Genomic DNA, 13,056 nt, shown 5'->3' with positions numbered 1-13,056 from the left:
TGAAGGAGATGCGGTCCCCATGGACGCTGTGACCCAGGTTCCCGCGCCGGTCAACGAGCCGGTGCACGGCTACGCCCCCGGCTCGCCCGAGCTGGCCCGGCTGGAGGTCAGGCTCAAGGAGCTGGCCGAGAACCCCGTCGACCTGCCGATGACCATCGGCGGTGAGAAGCGGATGGGTGGCGGCGAGCGCGTCGACGTCGTCCAGCCGCACAACCACGGGGCCGTCCTGGGGACGTTCGCCGGCGCGACCCGGCAGGACGCCCAGGACGCGGTCGACGCCGCCTTGGCCGCCGCCCCGGCCTGGCGCGCGATGGCGTTCGACGACCGCGCCGCGATCATCCTGCGCGCCGCCGAACTGCTCGCGGGACCGTGGCGCGAGAAGCTCGCCGCCGCGACGATGCTCGGCCAGTCCAAGACCGCCCAGCAGGCCGAGATCGACTGCCCCTGCGAGCTGGTCGACTTCTGGCGCTTCAACGTCAAGTACGCCCGTGACCTGCTCGCCGAGCAGCCGCCCGCCAACTCCCCGGGCGTCTGGAACCGGCTCGACCACCGGCCCCTCGAAGGCTTCGTCTACGCGATCACGCCCTTCAACTTCTCGGCGATCGCCGGCAACCTGCCCACCGCACCCGCCCTCATGGGCAACGTGGTCGTCTGGAAGCCGTCCCCGACGCAGACCCTCGCCGCGGTGCTGCTCATGGAGCTGCTGGAGGAGGCGGGGCTGCCCAAGGGCGTCATCAACCTCGTGACGGGCGACGGCATCGCCGTCTCCGACGTGGCGCTGACCCACCCCGAGCTGGCCGGCATCCACTTCACCGGCTCGACCAGGACCTTCCAGCACCTGTGGAAGACCGTCGGCGCCAACATCGAGACGTACCGCTCCTACCCGCGGATCGTCGGCGAGACCGGCGGCAAGGACTTCGTCGTCGCCCACCCGAGCGCCGACCGCGCCGTTCTCAAGACGGCGCTGACCCGCGGTTCCTTCGAGTACCAGGGCCAGAAGTGCTCCGCGTCGTCGCGCGCGTACATCCCCGCGTCGATCTGGCACGACGGCTTCCAGGAGGAGTTCGCGGCCGAGGTCGACGGGATCGCCATGGGCGACGTCACCGACCTGACCAACTTCATCGGCGCCGTCATCGACGAGCGCGCCTTCGCCAAGAACAAGGCCGCCATCGACCGCGCCGCGGCCGACCCGAGCTGCACGATCGTCGCGGGCGGCACGTACGACGACTCCGTCGGCTACTTCGTCCGGCCCACCGTCATCGTCTGCACCGACCCCGAGAACGAGGTCTTCACGACCGAGTACTTCGGCCCGATCCTCGCGGTGCACGTCTACGACGACGCCGACTACGAGGCCGTGCTCGACCAGATGGAGTCCGTCTCGGCGTACGCCCTGACCGGCTCCGTCATCGCGGGTGACCGCGCCGCCGCGGCTCACGCGATGGAGAAGCTGCGCTACGCCGCCGGCAACTTCTACATCAACGACAAGTCGACCGGTGCCGTCGTCGGCCAGCAGCCCTTCGGCGGTGGCCGGGCCTCCGGCACCAACGACAAGGCGGGCGCGCCGCAGAACCTGATGCGCTGGACGCTGACCCGCGCCATCAAGGAGACCCTGGTCCCGCCGACGGACTACCGCTACCCCCACATGGGCTGACGCCCTCGGGGCGCCGCCGCCACGTCGCCCCCCCGGATTCCGCCCTCGTACCGGTTACCACACCCCTCCGGTACGGGGGCGGCTCCGTGACCGCCGGCCCCGAGTGACGAAGGCCACCGTCTCAGATAGTAGGAAGTCCGAGTAATCGTGAAGACAGAGCGGCCTCCCTCGCTTAGCTTGGAATGAGCCGAACGTCTCGCTCCATCGAGCGAATGGCGGCCGTTGGCACGCGCCCCCACGCAGGCAATCCCTGCCGCGTTTGCCCCCGCCCCTTCCGGCACCTCGCAGATGCATCACGCTGCCCCGTCGCGTGGTTCAGCTATCTCAAGGAGTCGATCACCATGGCCGAGACGACCGTCCGGCGTGTCCGCCGCACGCCCCGCACCCCCCTCACCGGAGAGTCCGAGCGCAAGAACGCCGCCGCCGCCCTCCAGCGCGCTCTCGACCGGAGGGACAACGGCGGCGCCACCGGTCACTGACCGGCGCGCCACCGCGAGAGCGCCGCGCCGGCCGGCACGGCCCCGACGGCCGCCGGGACCGCACACCCGTCGGCCGTAGGCGCGGCGGACTCAGCGGGTGATGGCGAAGTGGTCCACCCGGTGGCCCGTCTCCGCGAGCGCGGAGACCGTGAGCGCCGGGCGGGGGCCCGCCGTCACCTCCACGGCCAGGAAAGAGAACCCGGTGTAGCGCACGCGCGACCACTCCACGGTCTCCGGGGCCTTCGCGCCGCCCTTCGCCCAGTGGTACGAGGGAACGGCCTCCACATCGGCCACCTTGCCCTCGTAACTGTCCGGTACGGGGAAGTCGTACAGCGCCTTGCCCGCGCCGCCCGCCGTCACGTACACGATGCCGTCCCGCACCGAACTGACGGACTCGCCGACCGGGACCTTGCGCCGGACGGCGCCGCCGCGCAGCGCGTCCGTCCGCTCGTACACGTGGTTGTGGCCGTTGACGACCAGATCGACCTTGTGCTTGTCGAAGAGCGGCACCCACGCGTCGCGCACCCCGCCGTCCGACGCGTGCGCGTTCGTCGTGGAGAAGGCGCAGTGGTGGAAGAAGACCACGACGAAGTCGATGTCCTCGTCCCCGCGCAGCTCACCGAGGCGCCTGTCCAGCCAGCGCGTCTGGGCGCCGTCCGTGTACCCGGTGTTGGCGCGGATCTCGTTCGACACGTCGTTGGCGTCCAGCGCCACCACACCCACGTTGCCGTACGTGAACGAGTAGACGCCCGGCGCCCCCACCGGGTCGAGGCCGCCGCCCGGCAGCGACCAGCGCGCGTTCTGCCCGCCGTAGCCGTGCGGCGAGTACCAGGCCTCCATGTCGTGGTTGCCGGTGGTCACCATCCACGGCACCCGGGAGGCCACCGACTCCGTCTGCGCGAGGAACTGGTCCCACACCCGCGCGTCGTACGTGTCCGACGCGGACCCCTGCCCGCTGCCGTCCGCGTAGCAGATGTCCCCCGCGTGCAGGTGGAAGACCGGGTTCTGGCCCAGGATCACCTGGTCGTTGGCGAGCGCGTCGTACGAGACGCCCTGGTCGCCGAAGGCCGTGAAGACGAAGGGACCGGGGTGCGACGGGGCCGTACGGAACGTCCCGACCGTCCCGAGGTTGCGCCCGTCCGCCGGGTCGAAGCCGCTGTGGCCGACGCCGTAGTAGTACGTCGTGCCGGGGCGCAGGCGCTCCAGTGAGACATGCAGGTAGTACTGGTCCACGGCGGGCAGCTTCGCCGACAGCGACGGCGTGTGCAGCGGCCGTACCTCGGCCTTGATCTTCCGGCTCAGGTCCCAGGGCTCCGTCCCCACCCGCAGGTACGGGTCCCGCACCGGCAGCGGCACCTGCCAGGACACCGACATCATCGTCCGAGGGTCCGCCCCGAAGGCGAGATGACGGCCGAAGGGCGCGACCAGCGCCCCGTCCACCCGGGCGGCGGCCGACGACGGCAGGAATCCGGGGGCGGTCGCCGTGGCCCCGGCGTTGGCGGCGCTGGCGCCCAGCAGCCCGGCGCCCGCCATGGTGGACGCCACGACGGTCCCGGCGCGCAGCACGCCGCGCCGGGAGATCCGGGACCGCAGGTACTCGTGCTGCTCCGGCATGGTCATACGGGAGGCGAGACGGTCGGGAATCCCGACGCGGGGAGTTTCCATGTGGTGACGGTGACACCGACCGGTGGCGTATGTCTGTATTTGAGGCGTCGAAACGGCAACATCGACGCCGTCAAAGGCGTCCCTCTGACGCCCGGGTCGCGTCCGAGTGACGCCCGATACGCGAGGTGTCCACAGAATGGACGCACCGTGTCAGCGGATGGGACGCGGAGTAGGGTGCGGACATGTCTCGCAGCCTCAATCTCGCAGTGATCCCCGGTGACGGCATCGGCCAGGAGGTCGTGGCTCAGGGCCTCAAGGTCCTGAGTGCGGTTCTCCCGCAGGATGTGAAGCTGGAGACCAAGGAGTACGACCTCGGCGCGCGCCGCTGGCACCGTACCGGGGAGACCCTCCCGGACACGGAGCTGGAGGCCCTGAAGGGGCACGACGCCATCCTGCTCGGCGCGATCGGCGACCCGTCCGTGCCGTCCGGCGTCCTGGAGCGCGGGCTGCTGCTCAAGCTCCGCTTCGCCTTCGACCACTACGTGAACCTGCGTCCGTCGAAGCTCTTCCCCAACACGGAGACCCCGCTGGCCGGCCGCCCGGACATCGACTTCGTCGTCGTCCGCGAGGGCACCGAGGGCCCGTACACCGGCAACGGCGGCTCGCTGCGCACCGGTACGCCCGCCGAGGTGGCCACCGAGGTGAGCCTCAACACGGCGTACGGCGTCGAGCGGGTCGTCCGCGACGCGTACGAGCGGGCCAACTCCCGTCCCCGCAAGAAGCTGACGCTGGTCCACAAGAACAACGTCCTCGTCTACGCGGGCCACATGTGGAAGAACATCTTCGACCGGGTGGGCCAGGAGTACCCCGAGGTCACCACCGACTATCTGCACGTCGACGCCGCGACGATCTTCTTCGTCACCCAGCCGGAGCGCTTCGACGTGATCGTCACCGACAACCTCTTCGGTGACATCCTCACCGACCTCGCCGCTGCCGTGACCGGCGGCATCGGCCTGGCCGCGTCCGCGAACATCAACCCGGACCGTACGTTCCCGTCCATGTTCGAGCCGGTCCACGGATCGGCCCCGGACATCGCGGGCCAGGGCAAGGCCGACCCCACGGCCACCGTGCTCTCCGTCGCCCTGCTGCTGAGGCACCTCGGCTTCGACGCCGAGGCCGTCCGGATCGAGGAGGCCGTCGCGGCCGATCTCGCCGGGCGGGACGGCACGGCGTCGCGCACCACCGACGAGATCGGCGACGCGCTCGCCGTACGCGTAGCGAGCTGACCCGCGACTGACTCTCCACGCAGCCGCCGGGTCCACCGCCCGGCGGCTGCTTCGTGCTGTGCGGCCGCCGGGTACCGACATCAGTTCGCGGATCGCACTCACCCCCATTTCCCGCACCACCCCGCCCGGGCGATAATCGCTGTGGGCCGCGGCATGCGGGAATGCTCGGACGTCCTATCAGCAGTAGCGGCGTGAGCGCGGTCCGTCACACCCACACGTGAAGGACGAGTATTCATGACCACGCCCACGACCGCGCCCGCCATCGAGCTCAAGCCCTCCTCGCACCCGCTGTCCGACGCGGAGCGCGAGGCGCTGCTCGCCGACCCGGGCTTCGGCCGTCACTTCACCGACCACATGGTGACGATCCGCTGGACCGAGGGCAGGGGCTGGCACGACGCGCAGCTCGTCCCGTACGGACCGCTCTCGATCGACCCGGCCAACATGACGCTGCACTACGCGCAGGAGATCTTCGAGGGGCTCAAGGCCTACCGGCTGCCCGACGGTTCGGTCGCCACCTTCCGCCCCGAGGCCAACGCCGCCCGCTTCCAGAGCTCGGCACGCCGCCTCGCCATGCCGGAGCTGCCCGCCGAGACCTTCATCGCGGCGTGTGACGCGCTGGTCCAGCAGGACAAGGCGTGGGTCCCCGCGCACGGCGGCGAGGAGTCGCTGTACCTGCGCCCGTTCATGTTCGCGACCGAGGTCGGCCTCGGCGTGCGCCCGGCCAACGAGTACCTGTTCCTGGTCATCGCCTCGCCCGCCGGCGCGTACTTCCCCGGCGGCGTGCAGCCGGTCTCCGTCTGGCTCTCGGAGAACTACGTCCGCGCCGTCCCCGGCGGCATCGGCGACGCCAAGACGGGCGGCAACTACGCGGCCTCCCTGCTCGCCCAGGCCGAAGCGGCCGAGAAGGGCTGCGCCCAGGTGGCCTACCTCGACGCGGTCGAGCACCGCTGGGTCGAGGAACTGGGCGGGATGAACCTGTACTTCGTGTACGGCGACCGCATCGTCACCCCGGAACTCACCGGCTCCCTGCTGGCGGGGATCACCCGGGACTCGCTCCTCACCCTCGCGAGCGACCTCGGCTACACCTCCGAGGCGGGCCGGATCTCCAAGGAGGACTGGCGCCGCGACACCGAGAACGGCACCCTCACGGAGGTCTTCGCCTGCGGTACGGCCGCGGTGATCACCCCGATCGGCACCGTCAAGTCGGCGGACGGCGAGTGGACGCAGTCGGGCGGTGAACCCGGCGAGGTCACCCTGAAGCTGCGCTCGGCGCTGCTCGACATCCAGCGGGGCATCGCGCCCGACCTCCACGGCTGGATGCACCGGCTCGGCTGACCTGCGAGGCCGACGTGTGAGTCCGGCGTGTGAGGCCGGCGTGCGCGTACGTGGTTGACGTACGAGGGGGCCGTGCCCGCATCCCCGCGGGTGCGGCCCCTCGGGTTTCCGCGCGTTCCGCCCGGTCCCGGGGTTGCTCGTTCGTATCGTGAGACGGGTCTTTCCGGACGCGCGAGACGTGCGAAAATCGGCCCGTGCCCTCGTTCGCCATGATTATCGGCAGCAAGCGCGCCGGTCCGCAGTGACCGCCCCGTACCACCCTGTACGGCGCGGCCATCGTGCCCCAGACCCGCGCGCAGACCTCTCGCACCCGCGAGGGGTTTTTTCGTTTTCCGGCCCCACCCCGGCCGAGAGCGAGCGGCACGCGATGATGGGGGCAAGTGGAGCCAGACCTTCCACTCGACAGGAGCAGGACACCATGACCACAGAGTCCACGGCGGCCGACGACGGTTTCCATGTCTTCGACACGACCCTGCGCGACGGGGCGCAGCGCGAGGGCATCAACCTGACCGTCGCCGACAAGCTGGCCATCGCCCGGTATCTGGACGACTTCGGCGTGGGCTTCATCGAGGGCGGCTGGCCCGGGGCCAACCCGCGCGACACCGAGTTCTTCGCCCGCGCCCAGCAGGAGATCGACTTCCGGCACGCGCAGCTCGTCGCCTTCGGCTCCACCCGCCGCCCCGGAGCGAAAGCCTCGGAGGACCCCCAGGTCAGAGCCCTGGTCGAGTCCGGCGCCCCGGTGGTGACGCTCGTCGCCAAGTCGCACGACCGCCATGTCGAGCTGGCCCTGCGCACCACGCTGGACGAGAACGTCGCGATGGTCCGCGACACCGTCTCCTACCTGCGTGAGCAGGGCCGCCGCGTCTTCGTCGACTGCGAGCACTTCTTCGACGGCTACCGCGCCAACCCCGAGTACGCCAAGTCCGTCGTACGCGCCGCCACCGAGGCCGGCGCCGACGTGGTCGTCCTCTGCGACACCAACGGCGGCATGCTGCCCGCGCAGATCCAGGCCGTCGTCCACACCGTCCTCGCCGACACCGGCGCCCGCCTCGGCATCCACGCCCAGGACGACACCGGCTGCGCCGTCGCCAACACCCTCGCCGCCGTCGACGCGGGCGCCACCCACGTCCAGTGCACGGCCAACGGCTACGGCGAGCGCGTCGGCAACGCCAATCTCTTCCCGGTCGTCGCCGCGCTGGAGCTGAAGTACGACAAGCGGGTCCTGCCCGCGGGCTCGCTCGCCGAGATGACGCGGATCTCGCACGCCATCGCCGAGATCGTCAACCTCGCGCCCTCCACCCACCAGCCGTACGTCGGTGTGTCGGCCTTCGCGCACAAGGGCGGGCTCCACGCCTCCGCGATCAAGGTCGACCCCGACCTCTACCAGCACATCGCCCCCGAGCGGGTCGGCAACACCATGCGGATGCTCGTCTCCGACATGGCCGGCCGCGCCTCCGTCGAGCTGAAGGGCAAGGAGCTCGGCATCGACCTCGGCGGCGACCGCGATCTGGTCGGCCGGGTCGTCGGCCGGGTCAAGGAGCAGGAGCTGAAGGGGTACACGTACGAGGCCGCCGACGCCTCCTTCGAACTGATGCTCCGCGAGGAGGTCGAGGGCCGGCCGCGCCAGTACTTCCGCACGGAGTCCTGGCGCGCGATCGTCGAGGACCGCCCCGACGGCACGCACGCCAACGAGGCGACGGTGAAGCTGTGGGCCAAGGGTGAGCGCATCGTCGCCACCGCCGAGGGCAACGGCCCCGTCAACGCGCTCGACCTGGCCATGCGGGCCGGGCTGGAGCGGATCTACCCGCAGCTCGCCAAGTTGGAGCTGGTGGACTACAAGGTCCGCATCCTGGAGGGCCGGCACGGCACGGAGTCCACCACCCGGGTGCTGATCACCACGAGCGACGGCGCGGGCGAGTGGTCGACGGTGGGCGTCGGCGAGAACGTGATCGCCGCGTCCTGGCAGGCGCTGGAGGACGCGTACACGTACGGGCTGCTGCGCGCCGGGATCGAGCCGGCGGAGTAACGGACGGAGCGGCGGGCGCGGCGCGCGGGCGCCGGTTCTCGGGGCCGTCCGCGCCCCGCCCGGCCGTCCGCGCGGCGTGCTTCTTCTTTTGCTCCGTCTTTGCCCGTCCGGTATTGCCCCGCTTCGGGTAGCGTCGACGTATGAGGTCGAGGCTGATTTCCATACTGTTCGGGCTGGTTCTCGCTCTGTCGGCCACCGCCTTCGTGGCGGCGCCCGGCGCGTCGGCCGCCACCACGGGCCCCGAGACCGTGGCCGAGGCGCTGAAGAAGGGCCCGGTCTATGTGGATCCGGGGGCCAGGGACCAGCTTTCGGCGGCCCAGGCCGATGCCCTGGCGAAGAAGATCAAGGACGCCGACAAACCGCTGTTCGTGGCGGTCCTCCCGGACACCGCGCGGTTCCCGGCGGCGAGCGTGCTCCGTACCGTACGGACCGACACGGGAGTGACCGGGCTGTACGCCATCCGGCTCGGCGACCGGTTCAACGCCGGCGCCGACCCGTCCGTCCTCTCCCGTCAGGCCGTCTCGAACCTGGTCGCCGGGGTCAAGGCGGGCGGCGCTCCCGTCGACGCCGCGACCCAGCTCTCCGACTTCGTCGACCAGGCGCTCCCACAGACCCGCGGCCAGGCCCCGGCCTCCTGGGACGGCGGATCGGGCTCGGGCGACGGCGGGGGCAGTTCGTCCGCCGGGCTGATCGTGCTCGGCTCGGTCGTCGTCGTGGGCGGCGCGGGCGCCTACGCCGTGGCGCGCAGGAACCGCCGGAAGCAGCTGGAGCGCGAGCAGGCGGCCCTGGACAAGCTGCGGGTCGTCGTGGACGAGGACATCACCGCGTTCGGCGAGGAGCTGGACCGGCTCGACTTCCACCCCGCGGAGGCGGGCGCGGACGACGCGATGCGCGGCGACTACGAGCACTCCCTGGACGCGTACGAACGGGCGAAGTCGCTGATGGGTTCGGCCCGGCGGCCCGACGACGTGCGCGGGGTGACCCGGGCGCTGGAGGACGGCCGCTTCTCGCTGGCCACCCTGGCCGCGCGCCGGACGGGCGCCCCGCTGCCGGAGCGCCGGCTGCCGTGCTTCTTCGACCCGCGCCACGGCCCGTCGACCACGGACGCCGAGTGGTCCCCGCCCGCGGGGGTCCGGCGTACGGTCCCGGTCTGCGCGGCCGACGCGGCGCGGCTGGCCGACGGCGAGGACCCGATGACCCGTACGGTCCAGACCGACCAGGGGCCGCGCCCGTACTGGGACGCGGGACCGGCGTACGGCCCGTGGGCCGGCGGCTACTTCGGCGGCGGGCTGCTGCCGGGGCTGCTGGTGGGCACGATGCTCGGTTCGATGATGGCGAGCCCCGCGTACGCCGCGGACTTCGGCGGCGGTGACGGCTCCGGCTTCGCCGGCGGCGACTACTCGGGCGCGGACTTCAACCCGGACGACTTCGGGGGCGGCGGTTTCGGCGGGGGAGGGGACTTCGGGGGCGGCGGCGACTTCGGCGGGGGCGGCGGGTTCGACGGCGGCTTCTGACGAGGGCCGCCGGACCCGCCCCACCTCACACGCCGCACCGCACCCCGCCCTGCGCGGCACTCCACCCGGTCGCGTACCCGCCCCGTACACACGCGGCCTCAGGCGGCCTCGGGGCCCTGCTTGATCGCGGAGATGTCGAAGTTCAGCTTCACCTTGTCGCTGACCAGGACGCCGCCGGTCTCCAGCGCCGCGTTCCAGGACAGGCCCCAGTCGGAGCGCAGGATCGTCGCACTGCCCTCGAAGCCGACGCGCTCGTTGCCGTACACGTCGGTGGCCGAGCCGTGGAACTCCAGGTCGATGGAGAGCGGCCGGGTGACGTCCTTGATCGTCAGGTCGCCGGTGACGCGGTACGTCTCGGCGTCGATCTGCTCGGCGGCGGTGGAGCGGAAGGCCATCGTCGGGAACGTCTCGGCGTCGAAGAAGTCCGCGCCGCGCAGGTGGCCGTCACGGTCCGGCACGCCCGTGTCGATGCTGGCGATCGAGACGTCGAGCGTCGCCGTGGAGTTCGCCGGGGCCGAGCCGTCCAGGTGGAGCGTGCCCTCGTGCTCCGTGAAGGTGCCCCGCACATTGGTGACCATGGCGTGGCGCACGGTGAAGCTGATGGTGCTGTGCGCGGGGTCGATGGTGTACGCGCCGGTCAGCGCGGCCAGGGCGGGATCCGCCTCGACGGTGGCGACCGGGGCCTCGCTGTCGTTCTTGCGGCCGAAGAGAGCCATGATTCCTCCAGGTGCGGTGGCGTGTGCCTGTGTTCGTTGTTTAACCTTCAACGAGTTTCACCTTAGACCTGTCTCGTTCGAAGTTCAACAACATCGCGAGATTCACACGAACGGGTGAGGAGAATCCTCTGGCGGACGCGCGTAGACATCGGGCAGGATCAGCCCCGCACCGCCGGTACCGCCCGCACCACCTGCTCCACCGCACCGCCTACGCCACGACGTCACGGTTCTCAGCAGGAGGCCATCCCCCCATGAAAATCCGCTCCGTCCTCAGTGCCCTCGCCCTGGTCCTGGGCGCGCTCTTCGCCCCCGGTTTCGGTGTGTTCAGCTCCGCCACCGACGCCCAGGCGGCCACGAAGATCACGCACGCCACGGCGACCTCGATGTTCAACTCGTCCGGCATCGGCTGGGTCTCCAGCGGTGGCTGCTCCGACCGGAACAACGCGAGCTGTACCTCGTTCGACCAGCTCAACCTGGACACGGCCAAGGGAGCGCAGACGCTGAAGAGCGCCACCGGCTGCGCCCTCACCATCACCGGAGGTACGGAGACCGGCCACGCCAGTGGCACGTACTCGCACTGGAACGGCTACAAGCTCGACTACAGCAAGACCACGTGTGTCACCAACTACGTCAAGAACACCTTCGCGTACATCGGGGTGCGCGGTGACGGCGCCCCGCAGTGGAAGTCCGGCTCCGGCAACGTCTACGCGGACGAGGGCAACCACTGGGACGTCACGTACTACAACTGCGGCGGCTGCTGAGGCTCCGCAGGCTTCCGCTCACGGCGGTGCCCCGCTCCCTCCGCCCGTCACCGGGGGAGAGACGGGGCACCGCCGCGCCGGGGGAACGGCCGTGGTCAGGAGCCGACCGAGACCGTCCAGCGGCGCGGGTTGCCGTCGTGCGCCGCGCCCGAGACGTCCGGCTGGCCGTCGGCCTGGACATCGTCGTACGGGAACGCGTACCCGACCGGGTTGTTGTCGTGCACGATCCGGGCGAAGTGATTGGTCACCGGGTCCCGGTAGTAGTCCGCCGCCGTGAGGCCGTTCGGCGTCTGCGTGTGCGTGAGCAGGGTCGAGCGGTTGAAGGCGGCCGCGAGCCGGGCGAGCAGGCCCTTCTTGTCGTCCGAGTCCGCGGGGTTGTTCGCGAACGGGCCGCTGTTGCAGGTGAAGATGTCCATCGAGGTCGGCTTGGCGAAGGTGTGGCCGCCGTTGAAGGTGAGCGTCTCGCCGCTGACCCGGCCGGTGAAGACGCCCCGGCCGCCCTGGAGGTCGATCGTCAGGTCCGTGGAGCGGTACTTCTCCCAGACCTGGTCGGCGTAGCTCTCGAAGACACCGCCGAACCCCGCCTGGCCGGGCAGGTTCTGCGGCGAGATGACCCGCAGCACCTTCCCGTCGGGGTTGCGCAGGACCAGCTTGTCCCACGGATGCCCGTCCTTCGCCGCCTGCGCGGTGAGCCCGTCGGCGATCCGCTCCAGCGCGCCTTCGGGCAGCGGGGCGACCGTGTGGGTGGCGTCGCCCTCCAGGGAGATGCCGATGGGCAGTGCGGTCACCAGGTCGACATAGCTGATGTTGGAGAAGAGCTGGTCCTGGTTGAAGGTGAACTCGCAGAACGACCAGGTGCGGCCGTAGTTGGGGTCCGCCTCGGTCGCGAACGCCGGCTCCACCAGGGCGGGACCCGGGTTGAGGAAGAAGTCCAGCTTGTCGTCGCGGACGAAGTAGACGCGGGCGCCGAACATCTGGGGCAGCCGCAGCACGACGGGGGCGCCGCCCGCCGGGTTCAACGGGATCGCGCAGTCGACCGGGAGCGGGGTCCCCGGGGCGCCGGGCGACTCGGGACGGTAGACGCCGCCGTCGGCGCGCAGCAGCACCCAGCCGCCCGTGGCCTGGTCATGGCCGGTCACATAGGCGTTGACCGTGCCGGGCAGCGACTTGTTCTGGAGTGCGAGTTCGCAGGTCTCCGGGGCTGCCGAGGCCTGCGGGCTGAGAGCGCTTCCCCAGACGGGGTAGGTGAGCGCCGTCGCCGCGGCGGCCGTGCCGGTCAGGAACAGTCGGCGGGATATCACGGAAGTACTCCTGATACATGGGGGTGCACGAGGGCGCGGCGGGTGGGAGGAGGCGCCCAGCGTGGCCCCCCAGCCTCGCCGTGGGTGGGGAACGAGTCAAGAGCTGGGGCTGAGAGCGCTCTCACACGGCCGCGCCGAGCCGACCGTGTGTCACACGCGGTCACCCTGAAGGGAGTTGCCGCCCCCTTCGCGCCTTCGCTTCCGCCCCGCGGCCCCCGCTTCCGCCCCGCGGCCCCCGCTTCCGGCCCGCGCCGTCGCACCGTACGGCGCCCTCGCTCCCACTCCGCGGCCCCCGCTTCCGGCCCCGCGCCCTCGACCGTACGGCGCCACTCGCTCCCGCTTCCGGCCGCGTTCCCCGTTGAAAGCCCCCGCCGGCGGTGCT

The 13,056-nt window shown here is 71.2% G+C and carries 10 protein-coding genes; 7 read left to right on the top strand and 3 right to left on the bottom strand.

What is annotated here, in order from left to right; translation table 11 throughout:
- The first annotated feature begins 19 nt into the window (after window positions 1-19).
- The gene (gene pruA / locus AB0P17_RS19025) at window positions 20-1,651 is read left to right on the top strand and encodes an L-glutamate gamma-semialdehyde dehydrogenase (RefSeq protein ID WP_365812353.1); all 1,632 of its coding nucleotides are present in this window, start codon (window positions 20-22) and stop codon (window positions 1,649-1,651) included.
- A 341-nt stretch (window positions 1,652-1,992) separates the two neighbouring features.
- The gene (locus AB0P17_RS19020; RefSeq protein WP_365812351.1) at window positions 1,993-2,130 is read left to right on the top strand and encodes a hypothetical protein; all 138 of its coding nucleotides are present in this window, start codon (window positions 1,993-1,995) and stop codon (window positions 2,128-2,130) included.
- Between the two features lie 90 nt (window positions 2,131-2,220).
- On the opposite strand, the gene AB0P17_RS19015 is transcribed toward AB0P17_RS19020, so the two are convergent.
- On the bottom strand, window positions 2,221-3,795 hold the full coding sequence (locus tag AB0P17_RS19015) for a metallophosphoesterase family protein (protein WP_365812349.1): 1,575 nt from the start codon (window positions 3,793-3,795) through the stop codon (window positions 2,221-2,223).
- 182 nt (window positions 3,796-3,977) lie between these two features.
- Between AB0P17_RS19015 and AB0P17_RS19010 the strand changes: the two genes are divergently transcribed.
- The 4 genes from AB0P17_RS19010 (at window position 3,978) to AB0P17_RS18995 (ending at window position 9,896) form a co-directional block, all read left to right on the top strand.
- Complete coding sequence (locus AB0P17_RS19010; RefSeq protein ID WP_365812347.1) at window positions 3,978-5,021, top strand: 3-isopropylmalate dehydrogenase; 1,044 nt, start codon at window positions 3,978-3,980, stop codon at window positions 5,019-5,021.
- A 234-nt stretch (window positions 5,022-5,255) separates the two neighbouring features.
- Window positions 5,256-6,356, top strand: a complete 1,101-nt coding sequence (locus AB0P17_RS19005; protein ID WP_365812346.1) for a branched-chain amino acid aminotransferase — start codon at window positions 5,256-5,258, stop codon at window positions 6,354-6,356.
- A 418-nt stretch (window positions 6,357-6,774) separates the two neighbouring features.
- Window positions 6,775-8,382: a citramalate synthase gene (gene cimA, locus AB0P17_RS19000; protein WP_365812344.1), complete on the top strand. Its 1,608-nt coding sequence runs from the start codon at window positions 6,775-6,777 to the stop codon at window positions 8,380-8,382.
- A 140-nt stretch (window positions 8,383-8,522) separates the two neighbouring features.
- Entirely contained in the window at window positions 8,523-9,896 is a 1,374-nt protein-coding gene (locus AB0P17_RS18995) for a hypothetical protein (protein WP_365812342.1), read from the top strand.
- Window positions 9,897-9,994: 98 nt separating this feature from the next.
- Here AB0P17_RS18995 and AB0P17_RS18990 read toward each other — a convergent pair whose 3' ends face one another.
- The gene (locus AB0P17_RS18990; protein ID WP_365812340.1) at window positions 9,995-10,612 is read right to left on the bottom strand and encodes a YceI family protein; all 618 of its coding nucleotides are present in this window, start codon (window positions 10,610-10,612) and stop codon (window positions 9,995-9,997) included.
- A gap of 251 nt (window positions 10,613-10,863) precedes the next feature.
- Between AB0P17_RS18990 and AB0P17_RS18985 the strand changes: the two genes are divergently transcribed.
- The gene (locus AB0P17_RS18985; protein WP_365812338.1) at window positions 10,864-11,373 is read left to right on the top strand and encodes a hypothetical protein; all 510 of its coding nucleotides are present in this window, start codon (window positions 10,864-10,866) and stop codon (window positions 11,371-11,373) included.
- Between the two features lie 95 nt (window positions 11,374-11,468).
- Here AB0P17_RS18985 and AB0P17_RS18980 read toward each other — a convergent pair whose 3' ends face one another.
- Window positions 11,469-12,674: a glycoside hydrolase family 64 protein gene (locus tag AB0P17_RS18980; RefSeq protein WP_365812336.1), complete on the bottom strand. Its 1,206-nt coding sequence runs from the start codon at window positions 12,672-12,674 to the stop codon at window positions 11,469-11,471.
- Window positions 12,675-13,056 lie beyond the last annotated feature (382 nt).

It is taken from the genome of Streptomyces sp. NPDC088124, assembly GCF_040685895.1.
In the GTDB taxonomy this organism is placed as follows: domain Bacteria; phylum Actinomycetota; class Actinomycetes; order Streptomycetales; family Streptomycetaceae; genus Streptomyces.
Note: the sequence above shows the minus strand (reverse complement) of the source record. Positions and strands in the feature narration are given on the sequence as shown.

Coding starts and splice junctions, on each gene's coding strand:
- pruA (WP_365812353.1), top strand. CDS start 20: ATGGACGCTGTGACCCAGGTTCCCGCGCCGGTCAACGAGCCGGTGCAC.
- AB0P17_RS19020 (WP_365812351.1), top strand. CDS start 1,993: ATGGCCGAGACGACCGTCCGGCGTGTCCGCCGCACGCCCCGCACCCCC.
- AB0P17_RS19015 (WP_365812349.1), bottom strand. CDS start 3,795: ATGGAAACTCCCCGCGTCGGGATTCCCGACCGTCTCGCCTCCCGTATG.
- AB0P17_RS19010 (WP_365812347.1), top strand. CDS start 3,978: ATGTCTCGCAGCCTCAATCTCGCAGTGATCCCCGGTGACGGCATCGGC.
- AB0P17_RS19005 (WP_365812346.1), top strand. CDS start 5,256: ATGACCACGCCCACGACCGCGCCCGCCATCGAGCTCAAGCCCTCCTCG.
- cimA (WP_365812344.1), top strand. CDS start 6,775: ATGACCACAGAGTCCACGGCGGCCGACGACGGTTTCCATGTCTTCGAC.
- AB0P17_RS18995 (WP_365812342.1), top strand. CDS start 8,523: ATGAGGTCGAGGCTGATTTCCATACTGTTCGGGCTGGTTCTCGCTCTG.
- AB0P17_RS18990 (WP_365812340.1), bottom strand. CDS start 10,612: ATGGCTCTCTTCGGCCGCAAGAACGACAGCGAGGCCCCGGTCGCCACC.
- AB0P17_RS18985 (WP_365812338.1), top strand. CDS start 10,864: ATGAAAATCCGCTCCGTCCTCAGTGCCCTCGCCCTGGTCCTGGGCGCG.